Annotated in this window: 15 protein-coding genes; 14 read left to right on the top strand and 1 reads right to left on the bottom strand. The window is 74.5% G+C overall.

Annotated features, from left to right (window positions below):
- Positions 1 to 26 precede the first annotated feature (26 nt).
- The 8 genes from ABZ497_RS18955 to ABZ497_RS18920 all read left to right on the top strand — a co-directional run bounded on the left by ABZ497_RS18955 (position 27) and on the right by ABZ497_RS18920 (position 8,469).
- Positions 27 to 662 carry a response regulator gene (locus ABZ497_RS18955; protein WP_329489804.1) on the top strand — a complete coding sequence of 212 codons (636 nt, stop codon included), beginning with the start codon at positions 27 to 29 and terminating at the stop codon, positions 660 to 662.
- 123 nt (positions 663 to 785) lie between these two features.
- Positions 786 to 3,491, top strand: a complete 2,706-nt coding sequence (locus tag ABZ497_RS18950; protein ID WP_359806541.1) for a DNA translocase FtsK — start codon at positions 786 to 788, stop codon at positions 3,489 to 3,491.
- 274 nt (positions 3,492 to 3,765) lie between these two features.
- A complete protein-coding gene (locus ABZ497_RS18945) occupies positions 3,766 to 4,629 on the top strand; it encodes a RodZ domain-containing protein (RefSeq protein ID WP_359806538.1) in 864 nt (287 codons plus the stop codon).
- Between the two features lie 96 nt (positions 4,630 to 4,725).
- On the top strand, positions 4,726 to 6,198 hold the full coding sequence (rimO, locus tag ABZ497_RS18940; RefSeq protein WP_329489807.1) for a 30S ribosomal protein S12 methylthiotransferase RimO: 1,473 nt from the start codon (positions 4,726 to 4,728) through the stop codon (positions 6,196 to 6,198).
- Entirely contained in the window at positions 6,195 to 6,833 is a 639-nt protein-coding gene (gene pgsA / locus ABZ497_RS18935; RefSeq protein WP_359806535.1) for a CDP-diacylglycerol--glycerol-3-phosphate 3-phosphatidyltransferase, read from the top strand. The genes rimO and pgsA overlap by 4 nt, the downstream gene beginning before the upstream one ends.
- A 77-nt stretch (positions 6,834 to 6,910) precedes the next feature.
- The gene (locus ABZ497_RS18930) at positions 6,911 to 7,381 is read left to right on the top strand and encodes a CinA family protein (RefSeq protein ID WP_329492264.1); all 471 of its coding nucleotides are present in this window, start codon (positions 6,911 to 6,913) and stop codon (positions 7,379 to 7,381) included.
- Between the two features lie 383 nt (positions 7,382 to 7,764).
- Positions 7,765 to 8,133 (top strand): helix-turn-helix transcriptional regulator, encoded by a 369-nt coding sequence (locus ABZ497_RS18925; RefSeq protein ID WP_329489809.1) that lies wholly within the window; start codon positions 7,765 to 7,767, stop codon positions 8,131 to 8,133.
- Positions 8,134 to 8,187: 54 nt separating this feature from the next.
- Entirely contained in the window at positions 8,188 to 8,469 is a 282-nt protein-coding gene (locus tag ABZ497_RS18920; protein WP_359806531.1) for a hypothetical protein, read from the top strand.
- 100 nt (positions 8,470 to 8,569) lie between these two features.
- Here the strand turns inward: ABZ497_RS18920 and ABZ497_RS18915 are convergent, their stop codons facing one another.
- Positions 8,570 to 13,357, bottom strand: a complete 4,788-nt coding sequence (locus ABZ497_RS18915; RefSeq protein WP_359806528.1) for an ATP-dependent helicase — start codon at positions 13,355 to 13,357, stop codon at positions 8,570 to 8,572.
- A 280-nt stretch (positions 13,358 to 13,637) separates the two neighbouring features.
- Here ABZ497_RS18915 and ABZ497_RS18910 point away from each other — a divergent pair, with 280 nt between their 5' ends.
- The 6 genes from ABZ497_RS18910 (at position 13,638) to ABZ497_RS18885 (ending at position 19,882) form a co-directional block, all read left to right on the top strand.
- Positions 13,638 to 15,173 carry a S8 family serine peptidase gene (locus ABZ497_RS18910; protein ID WP_359806525.1) on the top strand — a complete coding sequence of 512 codons (1,536 nt, stop codon included), beginning with the start codon at positions 13,638 to 13,640 and terminating at the stop codon, positions 15,171 to 15,173.
- 97 nt (positions 15,174 to 15,270) lie between these two features.
- Positions 15,271 to 15,825, top strand: a complete 555-nt coding sequence (locus tag ABZ497_RS18905) for a GNAT family N-acetyltransferase (RefSeq protein WP_359806523.1) — start codon at positions 15,271 to 15,273, stop codon at positions 15,823 to 15,825.
- 32 nt (positions 15,826 to 15,857) lie between these two features.
- The gene (locus ABZ497_RS18900; RefSeq protein ID WP_359806521.1) at positions 15,858 to 16,052 is read left to right on the top strand and encodes a DUF3046 domain-containing protein; all 195 of its coding nucleotides are present in this window, start codon (positions 15,858 to 15,860) and stop codon (positions 16,050 to 16,052) included.
- 191 nt (positions 16,053 to 16,243) lie between these two features.
- Entirely contained in the window at positions 16,244 to 17,482 is a 1,239-nt protein-coding gene (locus tag ABZ497_RS18895; RefSeq protein WP_359806566.1) for an AI-2E family transporter, read from the top strand.
- A 200-nt stretch (positions 17,483 to 17,682) separates the two neighbouring features.
- Positions 17,683 to 18,813: a recombinase RecA gene (recA, locus tag ABZ497_RS18890; RefSeq protein WP_329489815.1), complete on the top strand. Its 1,131-nt coding sequence runs from the start codon at positions 17,683 to 17,685 to the stop codon at positions 18,811 to 18,813.
- Positions 18,814 to 18,820: 7 nt separating this feature from the next.
- Positions 18,821 to 19,882, top strand: coding sequence for a regulatory protein RecX (locus tag ABZ497_RS18885; RefSeq protein ID WP_359806518.1), 1,062 nt, complete (start codon positions 18,821 to 18,823; stop codon positions 19,880 to 19,882).
- Positions 19,883 to 19,971: the final 89 nt, after the last annotated feature.

Below are 19,971 nucleotides of genomic sequence, written 5' to 3'. Positions count from 1 at the left end.
GGCAGGCGACAGGAGGGCGGGCCGTAATGCAGAAGGCGAAGATCCTCCTGGTCGACGACCGGCCGGAGAACCTGCTGGCGCTGGAGGCGATCCTCTCGGCGCTGGACCAGACGCTGGTACGGGCGGCCTCCGGCGAAGAGGCGCTCAAGGCGCTGCTCACCGACGATTTCGCGGTGATCCTGCTGGACGTCCAGATGCCCGGGATGGACGGCTTCGAGACGGCCGCCCACATCAAGCGGCGGGAGCGCACCCGGGACATCCCGATCATCTTCCTGACCGCGCTCAACCACGGGCCGCACCACACCTTCCGCGGCTACGCGGCGGGCGCGGTGGACTACATCTCCAAGCCCTTCGACCCGTGGGTGCTGCGCGCCAAGGTCTCGGTCTTCGTCGACCTCTACATGAAGAACTGCCAGCTCAAGGAGCAGGCAGCGCTGCTGCGCCTGCAACTGGAGGCGGGCGGCGAGCAGCCTGCCCTCGGCGGTGCGCTGCTCGGCGAGCTGTCGGCGCGGCTGGCTTCGGTGGAGGAACAGGCCGAGGCGCTCGTCAAGCAGCTGGACGGCACCGAGGACGGCGGGGTCGCCGCCACCGCGGCGCATCTGGAGCGCAAGCTGGCGGGTCTGCGGCGGGCCCTGGACGCGTTGCGTCCCGGGGTGGAGTAGCGGCCGCCCGCGCGCACCCGTCCGGGTGAAACCGGGGCGGTGTGACGGTGTGTCTGCGACACGGCGGGGCGCCCCGGCTCGGCACGTGGGCACAGCTGGTCGGCCCCGGTAGGCTGCTGAGCCATGGCCACACGTACGCCCGGAAGCGCGGCACGCAACCCGAGTCCGGGACCGTCCAAGAAGGCCGCGGTGAAGGCTCCGGCCAAGCCGGTCGCGAAGAAGGCGGCCAAGAAGGCCGCCCCGGCGAAGAAGGCGGCGGCCAAGCCCGCGCCGCCCGCCCCGCCGGCACCGAGGCCGATACTCTTCCGGGCCGTCCGGGCCGTCTGGCTCGGCCTGGCGCACAGCGTCGGCGCGGTCTTCCGCGGCTTCGGTGACGGCGCCAAGAACCTCGACCCGGCGCACCGCAAGGACGGCGTGGGCCTGCTGCTGTTCGCGCTCGCGCTGGTCACCGCCGCCGGCACCTGGTTCAGCCCGCAGGGCTGGCTCGGCGAGGCGGCCACCAACGTGGTCTCCGGGCTCTTCGGCCGGCTGGACGTGCTGGTGCCGTTCCTGCTGGCCCTGGTCGCGGTCCGGCTGATGCGCCATCCGGAGCTGCCGGAGGCCAACGGGCGGATCATGATCGGTCTGAGCGCCCTGGTGGTCGGCGTGCTCGGACTGGTCCACATCGGCTGCGGCGCGCCCATGATGGGCAGCGGCGCGACCCGGATAAGGGCGGCCGGCGGGATCGTCGGCTGGGCCGTCTCCACCCCGATGATGGCCGCCGCCGGGCCGCCGCTCGCGGTGCCGCTGCTCCTGCTGCTGGCCTTCTTCGGCCTGCTGGTGACCACCGCCACCCCGGTCAACCGGATCCCCGAACGGCTGCGCGCCGCCGGGGTGCGGCTCGGCGTGGTCGAGCCCGGCCCGCAGGCCGCCTTCGCCGAGGGGCGTGCGCCGGAGCGCGAGTTCTCCACCGAGCCGCCGGAGGACGCGGACCCCTCGGCGCTGCCGTACCGCGTCGAGATCGACGGTCTCGCTCCGCCGGACGAGGTCGGTGCCCGCCGTCGCCGGCGCCGCCGCAAGCAGCTGGACGACCCGGAGCTCGCCTCCGGCGTCCCCGACCTGCTCGCGAAGGACCCGTTCGGCGAGGACCCGGTGGACCCGTACGCCACCCGCGACCTCGCCGCCGGGGCCGCCGCGGACCTGGACGGCGCGCTGGTCTACGGGGTGCCCGCCTCCTCGGCGGTGGCGGACATGATGCATCAGGTGCAGGACCGCACCGCCCCGCCGGAGGAGGCCGCCGTGCCGCCCGCCCGCAGCGGCGGCCAGGCGGCCCCCGAGGAGCACGGCCCGGCCCCGGTGCGGATGGAGCAGCTCCAGCTCTCCGGCGACGTCACCTACGCGCTCCCCCCGCTCGACCTGTTGGAGCGCGGCGGCCCGGCGAAGGCCCGCAGCGCCCTCAACGACGAGGTGGTGGCCCAGCTCACCGGGACCTTCGGCGAGTTCAAGGTGGACGCCAAGGTCACCGGCTTCACCCGGGGGCCGACGGTCACCCGCTACGAGGTCGAGCTGGGCCCGGCCGTCAAGGTGGAGCGGATCACCGCGCTCGCCAAGAACATCGCGTACGCGGTGGCCAGCCCGGACGTGCGGATCATCAGCCCGATCCCGGGGAAGTCCGCGGTCGGCATCGAGATCCCCAACCGGGACCGCGAGATGGTCAACCTCGGGGACCTGCTGCGCTCGCGCACGGCCGCCGAGGACACCCACCCGATGGTGGTCGGGATGGGCAAGGACGTCGAGGGCCACACCGTGATGGCCAACCTCGCCAAGATGCCGCACATCCTGGTGGCCGGCGCGACCGGCGCCGGCAAGTCGTCCTGCATCAACTGCCTGATCACCTCGATCCTGGCGCGGGCCACCCCGGACGAGGTCCGGATGGTGCTGGTCGACCCCAAGCGGGTCGAGCTGACCGCGTACGAGGGCATCCCGCACCTGATCACGCCGATCATCACCAACCCCAAGAAGGCCGCCGAGGCCCTCCAGTGGGTGGTGCGCGAGATGGACCTGCGCTACGACGACCTGGCCGCGTTCGGCTTCCGGCACGTCGACGACTTCAACGCGGCGGTGAAGGCCGGCAAGGTGACCGCCCCGCTGGGCAGCGAGCGCGAGCTGACCCCGTACCCGTACCTGCTGGTGATCGTCGACGAGCTGGCCGACCTGATGATGGTCGCCCCGCGCGACGTCGAGGACTCGGTGGTCCGGATCACCCAGCTGGCCCGCGCGGCCGGCATCCACCTGGTGCTGGCCACCCAGCGGCCCTCGGTGGACGTGGTCACCGGTCTGATCAAGGCCAACGTGCCGTCCCGGCTGGCCTTCGCCACCTCGGCGATGGCCGACTCCCGGGTCATCCTCGACCAGCCCGGCGCGGAGAAGCTGATCGGCAAGGGCGACGCGCTCTTCCTCCCGATGGGCGCGAGCAAGCCCGTCCGGATGCAGGGCGCGTTCGTCACCGAGGCCGAGATCGCCGCCGTCGTCCAGCACTGCAAGGATCAGCTGACGGCGGTCTACCGGGACGACGTGACGGTCGGCGGCGGGCCGAAGAAGGAGATCGACGAGGAGATCGGCGACGATCTGGACCTGCTGATCCAGGCCGCCGAGCTGGTCGTCTCCACCCAGTTCGGCTCCACCTCGATGCTCCAGCGCAAGCTGCGGGTCGGTTTCGCCAAGGCGGGCCGGCTGATGGACCTGATGGAGTCGCGCGGGATCGTCGGCCCGAGCGAGGGCTCCAAGGCCCGCGACGTCCTGGTGAAACCGGACGAGCTGGACGGCGTGCTCATCGCCATCCGGGGCTGACCGACCGCCCCGGACGGTGCGTGCCCTTGCGGGTGTTCACTCGTTCGGAGGAGGGTAGGCGCGGTGCGCGGAACCGATCGAACGTGCACCGCGTCACAGGGCGCAAGAGCGGCCTCCGGGTTCGTCGGCCCCCGTCCTGACTGTCGGTCAGTGGACGATCGGAACCGTGCCCGGATGGGCGTGCGCATTCGGTCCTGCTCCGCTTGAGAAACGATCCTCCTCCGCCCCTAGACTGTTCTCCAGCAGGTGGCCATCCGCTCGAAAGGCGTGCACCGTGACCATCGGCAAGTCCCCCGATCGCGAGAACGCTCCGTCCTCCGCCGAGCTGTCCGGCGAGCCGGACCACGCGGCCGATGCCCCGAGCATCGGCCGGGTGCTGTCCGTCGCCCGGATCGACGCCGGACTCACGGTCGATCAGGTGAGTACCGCCACCCGGGTCCGGGTGCCGATCGTGCATGCCATCGAGGAGGACGACTTCGCCCGATGCGGTGGCGATTTCTACGCCCGGGGCCACATCCGGGCGATCGCCCGGGCGGTCGGCGTGGACGGCGACGCACTGGTCGCCCGGTACGACGCCGCGCACGGCGGGGCCCCCGCCGGCAAGCGGCCCACCCAGCTGATCGACAGCGGGCCGATCAAGGTGCCCGGCCGCGGCCGCCCGAACTGGACGGCCGCGATGGTGGCCGCGATCTTCGCGGTGGTGGCCCTGATCGGCTTCAACCTGGTGAGCGGCAAGACCGGCGGCTCGACCACCGGCTCGGCCAGCGCGCCGCTGCCCAGCGGGTCCGGCACCGGCTCGGTCGCGCCCGTCGCCTCACCGAGCGTCCAGCCGCCGGCCCCGGCGCCCAGCGCCGCGGCGATCGCGGCCGCCCCGGCCGACAAGGTCACGGTGAAGCTGGTCGCCGAGAAGGACACCAGCTGGGTCTCGGCGCTGGACGGCAGCGGCAAGTCCCTGTTCCAGAACAACATCGAGGAAGGCCAGGACCAGACCTTCACCGACCCGAAGCAGATCAAGCTGGTGATCGGCAACGCGGGTGCCGTGCATGTGTACGTCAACGGCAAGGATCTCGGTCCGGCCGGGAAGAACGGCCAGGTGGTGCACGTCACGTACACCCCCGGCGACCCGCAGGCGGGCTGATGGCAGGGGCCGTGCGCCCCGGTGAAGATCTGGTAATCCGAGGCGCGCGGCCTCCGGGGCGAACGGCACCGGAGGCCGCGCGTTAATCTTGGCCCTATGCCTGAACGCCGTACTGTCGCCCTTGTCACGCTCGGATGCGCCCGCAACGAGGTGGACTCCGAGGAACTCGCCGGGCGACTGGAGGCCGACGGCTGGCTGCTCGTCGACGACGCCTCCGACGCCGACGTGGCCGTCGTCAACACCTGCGGGTTCGTCGAGGCCGCCAAGAAGGACTCCGTCGACGCCCTGCTGGAGGCCAACGACCTCAAGGGGCACGGCCGCACCCAGGCCGTCGTCGCGGTCGGCTGTATGGCCGAGCGGTACGGCAAGGAGCTGGCCGACGCGCTTCCCGAGGCGGACGGCGTGCTCGGCTTCGACGACTACTCCGACATCTCCGACCGCCTGCAGACCATCCTGTCCGGCGGCCACCACGCCCCGCACCTGCCGCGCGACCGCCGCAAGCTGCTGCCGCTGAGCCCGGTCGAGCGCCAGGCCGCCGCCGCCGAGGTCGCCCTGCCGGGCCACGGCGCCCCCGAGGACCTGCCCGAGGGCCTCGCCCCGGCCTCCGGCCCGCGCACCCTGCGCAAGCGGCTGGACGACAACCCGGTCGCCTCGGTGAAGCTCGCCTCGGGCTGCGACCGCCGGTGCTCCTTCTGCGCCATCCCGGCCTTCCGCGGCTCGTTCATCTCGCGCCGCCCCTCCGACGTGCTGCAGGAGGCCCAGTGGCTGGCCGCGCAGGGCGTCCGCGAGGTGGTGCTGGTCAGCGAGAACAACACCTCCTACGGCAAGGACCTCGGCGACATCCGGCTGCTGGAGACGCTGCTCGGCGAGATCTCCGCGATCGAGGGCGTCGAACGCGTCCGGGTCTCCTACCTGCAGCCCGCCGAGATGCGGCCGGGGCTGATCGACGCGATGACCGGCACCGCCGACGTGGTGCCCTACTTCGACCTCTCGTTCCAGCACTCGGCGCCCGCGGTGCTGCGCCGGATGCGGCGGTTCGGCTCCACCGACCAGTTCCTGGAGCTGCTCGGGACCATCCGCGGCAAGGCCCCGCAGGCCGGCGCCCGCTCCAACTTCATCGTCGGCTTCCCCGGTGAGACCGAGGAGGACTTCGCCGAGCTGGAGCGGTTCGTCACGCACGCGGGCCTCGACGCGATCGGCGTCTTCGGCTACTCGGACGAGGACGGCACCGAGGCGGCGACCTTCGACGGCAAGCTGCCCGAGGACGTGGTGGCGGACCGGCTGAACCGGCTCTCCAGGCTGGCCGAGGAGATGACCGCCCAGCGGGCCGAGCAGCGGATCGGGACCGAGGTCGAGGTGCTGATCGAGTCGGTCGACGGCGACCTGGTCGAGGGCCGCGCCGCCCACCAGGCCCCCGAGACGGACGGCCTCACCACGCTCACCGGGGTGGCCGACCCGCAGGTCGGCCGGTTCTACCGGGCCCGCGTGGTCGCCAGTGAGGGCGTCGACCTGATCGCCGAGGCGCTGGAGCAGGTCCGGGTCGGCCAGGCCCCGGGAGCCGGGGAATGACCAAGGGGCCCGGCGCTCCGGCCGCGGCTCACCCGGGCAGACCGGCGGCCGCGGCCCCGCCGGCGCCGGGAATCTGGAACATCGCGAACATGCTCACGATGCTCCGGCTGCTGCTGGTGCCGGTCTTCGTGGCGCTGCTCTTCGCCGACGGCGGCCACGACCCCAAGTGGCGCGCGGTGGCCTGGGCCACGTTCGCGGTCGCGATGATCACCGACCTGTTCGACGGCGAGCTGGCCCGCCGCAAGGGCCTGGTCACCGACTTCGGGAAGATCGCCGACCCGATCGCCGACAAGGCGATCATGGGCTCGGCGCTGATCGGCCTCTCGGTGCTGGGCGACCTGCCGTGGTGGGTCACCGTCGTCATCCTGGCCCGGGAGCTGGGCATCACCGTCATGCGGTTCTGGGTGATCCGGTACGGGGTCATCCCGGCCAGTCGGGGCGGCAAGCTGAAGACGCTCACCCAGGGCATCGCGGTGGGCATGTACGTCCTGGAGCTGACCGGCTGGCTGGCCACCGCGCGGGCCGTGCTGATGGCGCTCGCGGTGCTGCTCACCGTCGGGACGGCGCTGGACTACGTCGGGCAGGCGCTGCGCCTGCGCCGTGAGGGGCTGGCCGCGGAGCGCGCCGGCCGGTGAGGGAGGCGGACGGGGTGGGGTTCGGAGCGGACAACGTCGGAGCGGGCGACTCCGGAGCTGACTACGGGGCGGCGGCGCTGAAGGCGCACGCCGCGCTGCGCGGGGAGGGCGCCACGCTGGCGGTCGCCGAGTCGCTCACCGGCGGGCTGCTGGCCGCCGCGCTGGTCGACGTCCCCGGGGCGTCCGCGACCTTCCGCGGCTCGGTCACCGCGTACGCGACCGAGCTGAAGGCCTCGGTGCTCGGCGTCGACGAGGGGCTGCTGGCCGTGCACGGCCCGGTCCACCCGCTGGTGGCCCGGCAGATGGCCGAGGGCGTGCGCCGGCTGCTGGGGGCCACGTACGGGCTCGCGACCACCGGAGTGGCCGGCCCGGATCCGCAGGACGGACAGCCGGTGGGCACGGTACACCTCGCACTGGCCGGCCCGGGGGGAAGTCGGGTCAGTTCGCCGCGACTGTCGGGGGACCGTGCCACAATCCGTCACGGAGCGGTGACCGCCGCTCTGGAGCTGCTCGTCGGGCGGCTCCCGTCCGGTGCGTCCACGCACTGACCAGCCGCTCGCCCTCGGTGTCCGCCGTCCGGCCCGCACCGTGGAAGGCTCCGCCCCCGGTGTCCGGACCGGTCCGTCGGCGCAGATCTCCACCGAACCGAGATCTGCCGAACTGGCGTCCGGGGATGAGGTCGACGGAGGATCGTGTTACATCGGAGGTCCTGGGGCAGAAACCAGGTGGCGAACGAGTGGCGCGGCGGTGACCCGGTGCCGCACGGAGGGTACGACGAGGTGCCCGCAGGCCGGGGTGCGACACCGAAACAGGGGAGGGGACAGCCTTGCAGCCCAGAGTGAACACGACCATGGTCCCCGCATGCGAAGCGGGCAAGGCGGTACGGTGGGGGCGTGACATCTCGATCCGCAGTCCGAGGAGGGAGGCACCGATGATCCTGCTCCGTCGCCTACTGGGCGATGTACTGCGTCGGCAGCGCCAGCGCCAGGGCCGCACACTTCGCGAGGTGTCGGCAGCAGCCAGGGTTTCGCTCGGTTACCTCTCCGAGGTCGAGCGGGGACAGAAGGAGGCCTCCTCGGAGCTGCTCTCCGCGATCTGCGACGCACTCGACGTTCGAATGTCCGAGGTCATGCGCGAGGTCAGTGACGAACTCTCGCTCGCCGAACTTGCGGCGATGTCCAGCCTCTCCGAAGGTGAACTGCTGAGGCCGGTGCTCGAACCGGTACCGCTGCCCGCCCCCGGCAACGACCGGGCGAACCTCTCGCCCAAGGCCGCCGCGATGGACGTGGTCGCCGCCTGACCTGGCCTCGACGCCCGGGCGCCTGGTGCCCGGGGCGAGCGAAGGAGGCCGGTCGTGCGGAAGGCAGCTACGACGTTCGCCGAGGCCCGAATACGGCTGGGGCAGCTGGTTCCCCGGCGTCTGCGCAGGCTCCTGCCGATGTCGGCGGGCGCTCTCGCCGGCTGGCTGGTGCTCCGGGGCCAACCCGCCGACGGGGCCGCGCTGGGGCTGCTCGCGGCCGGCGGGTGGGGGCTCGGGCTGATCCCGGTGCACGCGGACCGGTGGTCCACCGGACCGGAGCCGCGCCGAACGGGTGAGCCGAAGGCCCGGATGGAGGCAGAGCCTCCGATCGGGTGAGTGCAGTGACGCGGTGCGAAGGCCGCGAGGTGGTTCTCCGCCTCGCGGCCTTCGCCGTGCCCGGCGGCGGGCGCCCGCCGTTCCCCGGGCCCGGGGCGGGTCAGGGGCGCAGCCGCAGGCCCCGTGGGGTGGGGTGGAAGCCCGCCTCCTCCAGGGCGGCGCCGAGCGGGGAGCCGAGCGCGGGCACGCCGTTGGCCCGCTCGACGGTGACGCTGCCGAGCGCCCCCGCGCGGACCGCCGAGGCCAGCGCGGCCGTCGCGGCGGCGAGGGTGGCCTCGTCCTCGGGCCAGGCCAGCAGGGACTTGCCGCCCCGCTCGATGTAGAGGCCCAGCTGGCCGTCGACCAGCACCACCAGGGCGCCGGCCTTGCGGCCGGGGCGGTGCGCCCTGGCCTCCCGGGCCTCCTTGGTCTCCTTCGGCGCCTCCCCGGCCGCGGTGGCCCGCTCGGCACCGGGTGCCGCGGTGCCCGGCGGGTCGGGCCAGGGCAGCGCGGCGCCGTAGGCGTTCGCCGGGTCGGCGGCGGCCAGGACCAGCACCTGCGGGGGCTCGGCCGCCGGACCGGCCGGCCACTCGGCGGCCCGGGCCCGCTCCAGCCGCCCGCTGACGGACCGCAGCCGGTCGGCGGCGCCGTCCATGGCGAACTGGGCGCCGCCCAGCCCCTCCACGAAGTACCCCCGGCGAGCCCGGCCGCGCTCCTCCATCGCGGCGAGCACCCGGTACACCCCGGCGAAGCCGCCCGGGATCCGCTCGGCCACCACCGCGCCCCGGGTCAGCAGGCCGTGCCGGTCCAGCAGGCTCTGGGCCTGGATGGTGGCCCGCACCGTCGGGTCGGCGTCGAAGGCGGGCAGCAGCGACCAGCGCCCGGCCACCGTCGGCGGTCCGCCGCGCAGCGTGCCGCCGGCCCGGCCGAAGGCCCGGCCCGCGCCGCCGTAGCGCCCGCGCGGGGTGGCCCGGGGCGCCCGGTGGGCGGTCGCGCCGGCCGTCCGGCCGGAGCCGAGCAGGGCGCGCAGCGGGGCGAGGGTGTCGTTGCTGACGTACCCGGCCCAGACCAGGTCCCAGAGGGCCTCGACGACCTCGGTCTCGGGGGTGTCGGGGAACTGGGCGACCAACTGGCGGAAGAAGAGCCCGTAGCCGCCGGCCAGGGCCTCCAGCAGCGCGGTGTGCACGGGTGTGACGGCGGGCGGGACGGGCTCCGGACGCAGCAGGTGGGCGTGCTCGGCGAGGTGCAGGCCGATCCAGCCGTCCTTGCCGGGCAGGGCGCCGGCGCCGGACCAGCCGATCTCACCGGCGGCCATCAACTCGTCCAGCAGGCCTGGGGAGTAGTCCGCGAGCCGGGCCGGGAGGATCAGCCGCTCCAGGGCGGAGGCGGGCAGGGCGGTGCCCTGGAGCTGCTCGACCACCCGGAGCAGGCCGTCCGGGCCGCGCAGCCGGTGGCCGGCCAGGTGCTGCCACTGCGGGAGGAAGGCGGCCAGGGCGCGCGGCGGGACGGCCTCGACCTCCTGGCGCAGGGCGGCCAGCGAACGGCGGCGCAGCCGGCGCAGCACCTCGGCGTCGCACCACTCGACGGTGGCGGAGTGGCCGTCGGTGGAGGCGGGGCGAGCGGCGTCCGGCACGAGGGGGTGGGCGTCGGGCGGGCGGAACTCGCCCTGGACCAGCCGCCCGGCGGCGGCGAGGCGCTGCAGGGTGCCGGCGACCACCGCGCTGCCGAGGCCGAAGCGGGCGGCGGCCTCGGCGGCGGTGAACGGGCCGTGGGTGCGGGCGTACCGGGCGAGGAGGTCGCCCAGCGGGTCCTTGACCGGCTCGGTGAAGGCCTCCGGGACGCCGACCGGCAGGGGGGTGCCCAGGGCGTCGCGCAGCCGCCCGGCGTCCTCGACGGCGGCCCAGCGCTGCTCGCCGGCGATCCGGACCGCGATCACCCGGCGGGTGGCTTCGAGCTCCAGGGCCCAGAGCGGTTCGGCGCCGCGGGCGGTCAGCTCGGCCTCGGTGAGCGGACCGAGCAGCCGCAGGGCGTCGGCGACGCCCTCGGCGTCCTTGACCCGGCGCTCGGGGGTGAGCCGCTGGAGCTCCGCCTCCAGCTCGGCCAGGACCTGCGGGTCGAGCAGCTCGCGCAGCTCGGCCTGGCCGAGCAGCTCGGAGAGCAGCCGAGAGTCCAGCGCGAGGGCGGCGGCCCGGCGCTCGGCGAGCGGGGAGTCCCCCTCGTAGAGGAACTGGGCGACGTAGCCGAAGAGCAGCGAGCGGGCGAACGGGGAGGGCTCGGGCGTGGTGACCTCGACCAGGCGCACGGCGCGCGATTCGAGGTCCCGCATCAGCTCGACCAGGCCGGGGACGTCGAAGACGTCCTGGAGGCACTCCCGGACGGCTTCCAGGACGATCGGGAACGAGCCGTACTCCGAGGCGACCTCCAGGAGCTGCGCGGATCGCTGGCGCTGCTGCCAGAGCGGGGTGCGCTTGCCCGGGCTGCGCCGGGGGAGCAGCAGGGCGCGGCCGGCGCACTCGCGGAAGCGGGAGGCGAACAGGGCGGAGCCGCCGACCTGGTCGGTGACGAGCTGTTCGATCTCGCCGGAGTCGAACAGGGCGGCGTCGGCGCCGACCGGGGCGTCGTCCGGCGCCGGCTGCTCCACCGGGAAGTCGAGCAGGTCGGCGTCGGGGAGGCGGAGCACGATGCCGTCGTCGGCGTGCATGACCTGGGGGTCCAGACCGTGCTTCTCCCGCAGCCGGGCGCCGATCGCGAGCGCCCAGGGCGCGTGCACCTGGGCGCCGAACGGGGAGTGGATGACGATCCGCCAGTCGCCGAGCTCGTCGCGGAAGCGCTCGACCACGATGGTGCGGTCGTCCGGGAGGTGGCCGCAGGCGGCGCGCTGCTCGGTGAGGTAGCCGAGGAGGTTCCCGGCGGCCCAGTCGTCCAGGCCGGCCTGCCGGAGCCGGGCGGTGGCGGCGGCGGGCTCCAGCGCGCCCAGCTCGCGGGTGAACGCGCCGAGCGCGCGGCCGAGTTCGAGCGGGCGGCCGAGGGTGTCGCCCTTCCAGAACGGGAGCCGGCCGGGGACCCCGGGCGCGGGGGTGACCAGCACCTTGTCGTGGGTGATCTCCTCGATCCGCCAGGAGGTGGTGCCGAGGGTGAAGACGTCCCCGACGCGCGACTCGTAGACCATCTCCTCGTCCAGCTCGCCCACCCGGCGGCCGCCGGTGCCCTTGCGGCCGGCCTTGGAGTCGGCCGCCTCGGAGCCGGCGATGAAGACGCCGAACAGGCCGCGGTCGGGGATCGTACCGCCGGAGGTGACGGCGAGCCGCTGGGCACCGGGGCGGCCGGTGACGGTACCGGCCACCCGGTCCCAGACCAGGCGGGGGCGGAGCTCGGCGAAGGCGTCCGAGGGGTAGCGGCCGGCCAGCATGTCCAGCACGGCGTCGAAGGCGGACTGCGGCAGGGTGGCGAACGGTGCGGCCCGGCGGACCAGTGCGAGCAGGTCGTCCACCGGCCAGGTGTCCAGCGCCGTCATGGCGACGAGCTGCTGGGCGAGCACGTCCAGCGGGTTGCGCGGGATGCGCAGCGCCTCGATCCGGCCGGCCCGCATCCGCTCGGTGACCACGGCGGACTGCACCAGGTCCCCCCGGTACTTGGGGAAGAAGACGCCGGTGGAGACGGCGCCGACCTGGTGGCCGGCCCGGCCGACCCGCTGGAGGCCGGAGGCGACCGAGGGCGGTGACTCGACCTGGACGACCAGCTCGACGGCGCCCATGTCGATGCCGAGCTCCAGGCTGGAGGTGGCGACCACGGCGGGCAGCCGGCCGGCCTTCAGCTCCTCCTCGACCAGGGCGCGCTGCTCCTTGGAGACCGAGCCGTGGTGGGCGCGGGCGATCACCGGCGGGGCGCCCCTGGCGACGCCGGACTCGGCCATCACCTGGGCGGGCGCGTGCGCCTCGGGGAGCGGCTCGCCGGCGGCTCGCTCGTAGGCGATCTCGTTGAGCCGGTTGCAGAGCCGCTCGGCGAGCCGGCGGGAGTTGGCGAAGACGATGGTCGAGCGGTGGGCCTGGACGAGGTCGACGATCCGCTCCTCGACGTGCGGCCAGATCGAGGCTCCGCCGCTCTGCCGGTCGGTGTCGCCGCCGGTGGCGGGGGCGGGCGGCAGGTCGTCGAGGTCGGGGACGGGGACGACCACCGAGAGGTCGAACTCCTTGGCACCGGCGGGCTGGACGACGGCGGCACCGCGCCGCGGGCTGAGGTAGCGGGCCACCTCCTCGACCGGCCGGACGGTGGCGGAGAGGCCGATCCGGCGGGCCGGGTGCTCCAGCAGCTCGTCCAGCCGCTCCAGGGAGAGCGCCAGATGGGCGCCGCGCTTGGTGCCGGCCACGGCGTGCACCTCGTCCAGGATCACCGTGTCGATGCCGCGCAGGGCCTCCCGGGCGGCGGAGGTGAGCAGCAGGAAGAGCGACTCGGGGGTGGTGATCAGGATGTCCGGCGGGTGGGTGGTGAAGCGGCGCCGGTCGGCGGCGGGGGTGTCGCCGGAGCGGATGCCGACCTGGACGTCCGGCTCGGGCAGGCCGAGCCGGACGGCGGCCTGGCGCAGTCCCGCCAGTGGAGAGCGCAGGTTCCGCTCGACGTCGACGGCGAGGGCCTTGAGCGGCGAGATGTAGAGGACCCGGCAGCGGCGCTTCGGCTCGGCGGGGGGCGGGGTGCTGCTCAGGCGGTCCAGCGCGGAGAGGAAGGCGGCGAGCGTCTTGCCGGAGCCGGTGGGGGCCACCACCAGGACGTCCGTCCCGCCGGCGATGGCCTGCCAGGCCTCGGCCTGGGCGGTGGTGGGCGCGTGGAAGGCGCCCGAGAACCACGCCCGGGTGGCCGGGGCGAATCCGGCCAGCGGGTCGGCGGGCGGCTGGGGGTGGGTCTTCGGCGCCATGCCCCCATGGTGCCGGGTGGCACTGACAAGGGGCGGGTGGAGGCGGCAGCGCCGGTCGGCCGGGGCGGCCGGGTCCGTCGGGGTGTCGCGAGGGCGGGGCGTCGGGGTGCCGGGCCGTGGCGAAGTCGGGGCAGGAGGGGTCGGGAGGGTCACCGGAAAGGCAGAAAGGATAATCCGCTCATATGGTGATAATTCAGACACCTGATCCTCTCGTGGCATCGGACCTCCGGTGATCGCCGGACCCCCGCGGCCACCGGGACCGACGAGCGGAGACCGTGCGATGGCGCAGGCGCACCCGGCCGGCAGCGGTCCCGTGCAGGTCCCCCCGCGCCGGACCCGGGGCCCGGTCCGCGCACTGCTCGCGATGCTGCTCACCGCGCTGGTGGTCGGCGGCGCCGTCCCGTACGTGGCCGGGCCCGGGCGGGAGTACTTCAGCTACCTGGTGCTGGCCGAGCGGCAGGACGCGTCCGGCGCCGCCCGGGCCGGTGCCGAGGCGCGTGCCGCCGGCGGGCAGGTCGTCCAGGAGTACCCCCAGATCGGGGCGGTCCTCGCGTACGCCGCCGGCGGCTTCGCCGACAAGGTCCGGGACCGGCCCGGAGTGGCCGCGGTGGGCGCCACCCGGACCTCACCGGTGCCGAGTCCGCCCCGCCCGCTGGACGGCGCCGGCGACTTCGGGGCCGGGGCCGGCGGCGACCGGGCGGGGTCGGACAGCGCGGACGACGCCACCCCCACCGTGGCCGACCCGGGCGAGCGCGACGCCTGGAACCTCGCGATGCTCGGCAGCGGCGGCGGCCCGTCCGCCGACACCACCGCCACCCTGCTGCGCGGTCCCGGCACCGGACCGGGCGCCCCCTCCGCCGACGCGCTGCGCCGGGTGCTGGTCGCCGTGCTCGACTCGGGCGTCGACGACACCCATCCGGACCTGCGCGCGGCCGTGGACCCGAAGAGCTCCGCCTCCTGCGCGGACGGCCGCCCGGACGCCCGGACCGGCGCCTGGCGGCCCGACCCCGGGATCGGGGAGAGCGGCCACGGCACGCACGTCGCCGGGATCGTCGGCGCGGCCCGGGACGGCCACGGCGTCAGCGGCGTCGCGCCAGGCGCTCGGATCGCCGCCGTCCGGCTGCTCGGGCCGCTGGGGCAGTACTACGCGGAGAACATCGTCTGCGGCATGCTCTGGGCCGCCGACCACGGTGCCAAGGCGATCAACAACAGCTACTTCGCCGACCCCTGGAAGTACAACTGCCCGGAGGACGGCGACCAGGCCGCGCTGACCGCCGCCGTCGCCCGGGCCGTCGACTACGCCCGGCGCAAGGGGGCGGTGGTGGTGGCCTCGGCCGGCAACGACGGGCAGGACCTCGGGGCCGCCCGCACCGACGACCGCAGCCCCAACGACCGCAGCTCCGGCCCGGCCCGGACCCGCTACGTCGGGACGGAGTGCGTCCGGCTCCCCGGCGAACTCCCCGGGGTGGTCACGGTGACCGCCGTCAACCGGGACGGCCACCCGTCCGCCTACTCCAACTTCGGGCGCGGCAAGGTCTCGCTGGCCGCCCCCGGCGGCGACCCGGACGGCGGCCCGCAGGGGGCGGTGGTCTCCGACTGGCCCGGCGGCCAGTACGCCGCGCTGGCCGGCACCTCGATGGCCGCGGCCCATGTGACCGGCGCGGTCGCGGTGGCCGCCGCGCTGCACCCGGACTGGGACTCGGACCGGCTCGCGACCCTGCTGGCCACCACCGCGGCCGCCGCCTGCCCGCCCGGCCCGTACGCCTGCGGCGACCGCCAGTACTACGGCGCGGGGACGCTCGCGCTGCCGCACTGAGCGGGCGGGGCCCGCCCCGGGTGGCCGGGGCCCGCGCCGGGCTGGGGACCGCCGGAAACCGGGTGACGGGCGCCGCGCCGTGGGCGAGGATCGGGGGATGACCGTCCACCTCACCACCGAGCGGCTGGTGCTGCGCCGCTTCACCCCCGCCGACGTCGACCACCTGCTGGAGCTGGACGGCGACCCCGAGGTGATGCGCCACCTCACCGGCGGCCGGGCCACCCCGCGCGAGGTGGTCGAGCGGGAACTGCTGCCGCTCTACTTCGACCACTACCGGCGGTACGGCGACCTCGGCTGGTGGGCCGCCGAGGAGCGGGCCGGCGGGGCCTTCCTGGGCTGGTTCGAGTTCCGCCCGACGGACCGGCAAGACCGCGGCGAGGTCGAGCTCGGCTACCGGCTGCGCCGGCCGGCCTGGGGCCGCGGCTACGCCACCGAGGGGGCCCGGGCGCTGATCCGCCGGGGCTTCAGCGAGCTCGGCGTGCGCCGGGTGGTGGCGTACACGATGACGGTCAACCGCGGCTCGCGGCGGGTGATGGAGAAGGCCGGGCTCCACTTCGTCCGGACCTTCCACGAGGAGTACCCGGAGGCGATCCCGGGCTCGGAGCACGGGGAGGTCGAGTACGCGCTGGAGGCGGCCGACTGGACGCCCTGAAGCCTCCGGTCCGGTCCGGGATACTGGTGGGCATGAGGCTGACCGAATTCTGGCGACGGATGTACGCACACTTCGGGGAGGTGTACGCGGAGTCCTTCGCCACCGACCACGTGATGAGCGAGCTGGGCGGGCGGACGGTGCAGCAGGCCCTGGACGCGGGCTGGGAGGCCAAGGACGTCTGGCGGATGGTCTGCGAGAACCAGGGCGTCTCCGCAGTGCTCCGCTGAACCGGTGCCCGGTGCCCGGTGGGGTGTCGGGCATGGGACAGACTGTCCGAGTGACAAGCAGCGCAGAACCGCAGAATTCGGACAGGTCGGCGCAGGTCGCCGACGAGGCCGCGGGCCGGCGGCCCGAACACCGCGACGGCGCCGACCGGGAGCCCGCCCGCGACTGCGCGCCGGCCCCGGCCGACGGGCTCCTGGGGACCGGCATGCCGCGCTGGCTGCCCCGCGCCATGGTGCTGGCGCTGGTCATGGTCGGGCTGTTCCAGCTCGCCGACTGGGCCTTCCACCAGCTGATCGACCTCTTCGTGATGCTGCTGGTCGCCTTCTTCCTCTCGCTGGCGCTGGAGCCGGCCGTCGACCGGATGGCGGCCCGGGGGGTGCGCCGGGGCGTCGGCACCTTCCTGGTCTTCGTGGCGGTGGCGGTCGCGGTGGGCGGGTTCCTGGCCGCGCTCGGCACCCTGCTGGTCGACCAGGTGGCGAAGATCGCCGGTGACCTGCCGCACCTGCTCGACAACCTGATCCACTGGATCAACCAGACCTTCCACCAGGACCTCTCGCTGGACGAGCTGCAGAAGAAGCTGCTCAAGGACTCCGGGGCGATCGAGACCTACGCGCAGCAGGCCGCCGACAACGTGTGGGGCGTCTCCTCGACCCTGATCGGCGGGCTGTTCCAGGCCTTCACGGTCGGGCTCTTCACCTTCTACTTCACCGCGGACGGCCCCCGGGTGCGCCGCACGGTCTGCTCGCTGCTGCCGCCCGCCAAGCAGGGCGAGGTGCTGCGGGCCTGGGAGATCGCGCTGGCGAAGACCGGCGGCTACCTCTACTCGCGGGCACTGCTCGCGGTCGCCTCGGCACTCGCGCACTGGGTGATGTTCGCGCTGCTGGACCTGCCGTACTCGGCGGCGCTGGCGGTCTGGGTGGGCGTCATGTCGCAGTTCGTGCCCACCATCGGGACGTATCTGGCCGGCGCGCTGCCGGTGCTGGTCGCGCTCACCGTGGAGCCGGTGGACGCGCTCTGGGTGCTGGCGTTCGTGGTCGTCTACCAGCAGATCGAGAACTACCTGCTGCACCCCCGGATCACCGCCAGGACGGTGGACGTGCACCCGGCGGTGGCCTTCGGCTCGGTGATCGCGGGCGCGGCGCTGCTCGGCGCGGTGGGCGCGCTGATCGCCATCCCGGCGGCCGCCACCCTGCAGGGCTTCGTCGGCACCTACGTGCGCCGGTACGAGGTGGCCACCGATCCGCGGATCGACCGGGGGGCCCAGCGGCGGGCCCGGCGGGAGCTGCGCCGGAAGGCGGCGCGGCGGCTGCGGCGGATGGTCGGCGCGGGGGTGGGGCCGGACGGCGCCGCGGGCGGGGAGGACGGGGGCGGCCGTGACGCCGGGCGGGACTCCGGGCGGGACGGGGGCCCGGGCCGGGGCGGCGAGGAGTAGCGCCGGGGCCGGCGGCCGACCGTTCGGCCGGGACCGGTCGGGCCCGGCCCACCTGCGCCACTTGAATCGAACAGGTGTTCTTTGTACTCTCCGGCGAAGAGTTTTCCACAGGGTCGAGCCCGGTCGGGGCCGATTGTCAGTGGGACGCGCTAGCGTCGAGAACGATGAAGCGCACAGCACAGAACCCGAGGGTGGAAGCCATGGCAGGTACGGACCGCGAGAAGGCTCTTGAGACCGCACTCGCCCAGATCGAGCGGCAGTTCGGCAAGGGCTCGGTGATGCGCCTCGGCGAGAAGGCCAACGAGCCGATCGACGTGATCCCCACCGGGTCCACCGCCCTGGACGTCGCCCTCGGGGTCGGCGGCATCCCGCGCGGCCGGGTGGTCGAGATCTACGGCCCCGAGTCGTCCGGAAAGACCACGCTGACCCTGCACCTGGCGGCCAACGCCCAGCGGGCCGGCGGCACGGTCGCGTTCGTCGACGCGGAGCACGCGCTCGACCCGGACTACGCGAAGAAGCTCGGCGTGGACACCGACGCCCTGCTGGTCAGCCAGCCGGACACGGGTGAGCAGGCCCTGGAGATCACCGACATGCTGATCCGCTCCGGCGCGATCGACCTGGTGATCATCGACTCCGTCGCGGCGCTCGTCCCGCGCGCGGAGATCGAGGGTGAGATGGGTGACTCGCACGTCGGTCTGCAGGCCCGTCTGATGAGCCAGGCGCTGCGCAAGATCGCCGGTGCGCTGAACCAGTCGAACACCACCGCCGTGTTCATCAACCAGCTCCGCGAGAAGATCGGCGTCATGTTCGGCTCGCCGGAGACGACGACCGGTGGCCGCGCGCTGAAGTTCTACGCCTCCGTCCGGCTCGACATCCGCCGGATCGAGACCCTGAAGGACGGCACCGAGGCGGTCGGTAACCGCACCCGGGTGAAGGTCGTCAAGAACAAGGTGGCCGCGCCGTTCAAGCAGGCCGAGTTCGACATCCTGTACGGCGTGGGCATCAGCCGCGAGGGCGGCCTGATCGACATGGGCGTCGAGCACGGGTTCATCCGCAAGTCGGGCGCCTGGTACACCTACGAGGGCGACCAGCTCGGCCAGGGCAAGGAGAACGCCCGCAACTTCCTGCGGGACAACCCGCAGCTCGCCGACGAGATCGAGCGGAAGATCAAGACCAAGCTCGGCATCGGCCCGAAGACGGCGGAGCCGGCCGAGGGCGAGGCGCCGGCCGCCGGTGCCGACGCCGCTGCCGAGGGCGGGGCCAAGCCGATCACCGCGACCGCCGCCAAGACGGCTGCGGCCAAGAAGACGACGGCGGCGGCCAAGGCCTGAGTCATTGATGCAGCACAGCAGGGCGGTGGACGGCGGCCCGGCGGGCCCGGAGGACGACGACTACGGCCCGCCGGACTGGTTCGCCGCAGTGGCCGAGCCGGAACCGGAGCCGGAGCCGGAGTTCGAACCGGATCCGGAGCCGGGGCCGGGACCCCGGCCCGAGCGGGGCGTGCCGCCCGGCCGGGCCGGGCGGCGGGGTGCTCCCGACGGCGCGAGCGGTCCGGACGGCCTGGACGACGCGCTCGGGCTGGTGTCCGCGTCCGAGCTGCCGACGGGTCGGCGCCGGCGCCGTTCGGCGCTGGTGGAGGAGACGGCTCCCGGCCATCCGGCCGGGGGAGGGGCGGCCGGCCACGGGGGTGCGGCCGCCCCTGCCTCCCGTACCGGCCCGGCCGATCTCGCCGACCCGGTCGATGCGGCCGAGGAGGGCGGGCGCGCCGGGCGGGGCGCAGGTGCCCGTCGCACGCGGGGACGCGCGCGGGAGCGCGCCGAGGGCGAAGGGCGCAAGGGCGCCCGGGGTGCCCGGGCGGCGAAGCCCGAGGAGTCGCTCGACCCCGAGGCCCGGGCGCGGGACATCTGCCTGCGCCTGCTCACCGGCGCCGCCAAGTCCCGCAAGCAGCTGGCCGACGCCCTGCGCCGCCGGGAGATCCCGGACGAGGTCGCCGACGGGGTGCTCACCCGGCTGGAGGAGGTCGGGCTGATCGACGACGCGGCTTTCGCCCAGGCCTGGGTGGAGTCCCGGCACGCCGTTCGCGGTCTCTCCAGGCGGGCGCTGGCCCAGGAGTTGCGGACCAAGGGGGTCGCCGGCGACCTGGTCGAGCAGGCCGTCGCGCAGCTGGACTACGACGACGAGACCGAGGCGGCCCGGGCCCTGGTCGAACGCAAGCTGCGGGTGACCAGGGGCCTGGAGCGGCAGGCCCGGACGCGGCGTCTGGTCGGCGTGCTGGCCCGGCGCGGCTACTCCGAGGGGCTGGCCTTCCGGGTGGTCCGGGAGGTCCTGGACGCGGAGGCGGCCGACGGCGGTCTGGATGGAGAGGACGTGGACGGAGGACCCGGTTCCGGGTGGGAATGACGGCCCCGCTGTGGAGGAGTTCGCCAACTACCTGGCCAGTCTTGACCGTTTCGTAACCTGCGCTTAGCCTCGCACTCAGTGCGGGTAAC

The sequence above is a fragment of the Kitasatospora sp. NPDC005751 genome (genome assembly GCF_040630835.1).
Classification (GTDB): Bacteria; Actinomycetota; Actinomycetes; order Streptomycetales; family Streptomycetaceae; genus Kitasatospora.
The sequence above is the reverse complement of the archived record's forward strand: the minus strand, read 5'-3'. Positions and strand labels throughout refer to the sequence as shown.

What these genes read in the sequence shown, in the direction of transcription:
- ABZ497_RS18910 (WP_359806525.1), top strand. Translation starts at nt 13,638, where the DNA reads ATGGCGCAGGCGCACCCGGCCGGCAGCGGTCCCGTGCAGGTCCCCCCG.
- ABZ497_RS18955 (WP_329489804.1), top strand. Translation starts at nt 27, where the DNA reads ATGCAGAAGGCGAAGATCCTCCTGGTCGACGACCGGCCGGAGAACCTG.
- ABZ497_RS18925 (WP_329489809.1), top strand. Translation starts at nt 7,765, where the DNA reads ATGATCCTGCTCCGTCGCCTACTGGGCGATGTACTGCGTCGGCAGCGC.
- recA (WP_329489815.1), top strand. Translation starts at nt 17,683, where the DNA reads ATGGCAGGTACGGACCGCGAGAAGGCTCTTGAGACCGCACTCGCCCAG.
- ABZ497_RS18905 (WP_359806523.1), top strand. Translation starts at nt 15,271, where the DNA reads ATGACCGTCCACCTCACCACCGAGCGGCTGGTGCTGCGCCGCTTCACC.
- ABZ497_RS18950 (WP_359806541.1), top strand. Translation starts at nt 786, where the DNA reads ATGGCCACACGTACGCCCGGAAGCGCGGCACGCAACCCGAGTCCGGGA.
- ABZ497_RS18915 (WP_359806528.1), bottom strand. Translation starts at nt 13,357, where the DNA reads ATGGCGCCGAAGACCCACCCCCAGCCGCCCGCCGACCCGCTGGCCGGA.
- ABZ497_RS18885 (WP_359806518.1), top strand. Translation starts at nt 18,821, where the DNA reads ATGCAGCACAGCAGGGCGGTGGACGGCGGCCCGGCGGGCCCGGAGGAC.
- rimO (WP_329489807.1), top strand. Translation starts at nt 4,726, where the DNA reads ATGCCTGAACGCCGTACTGTCGCCCTTGTCACGCTCGGATGCGCCCGC.
- pgsA (WP_359806535.1), top strand. Translation starts at nt 6,195, where the DNA reads ATGACCAAGGGGCCCGGCGCTCCGGCCGCGGCTCACCCGGGCAGACCG.
- ABZ497_RS18900 (WP_359806521.1), top strand. Translation starts at nt 15,858, where the DNA reads ATGAGGCTGACCGAATTCTGGCGACGGATGTACGCACACTTCGGGGAG.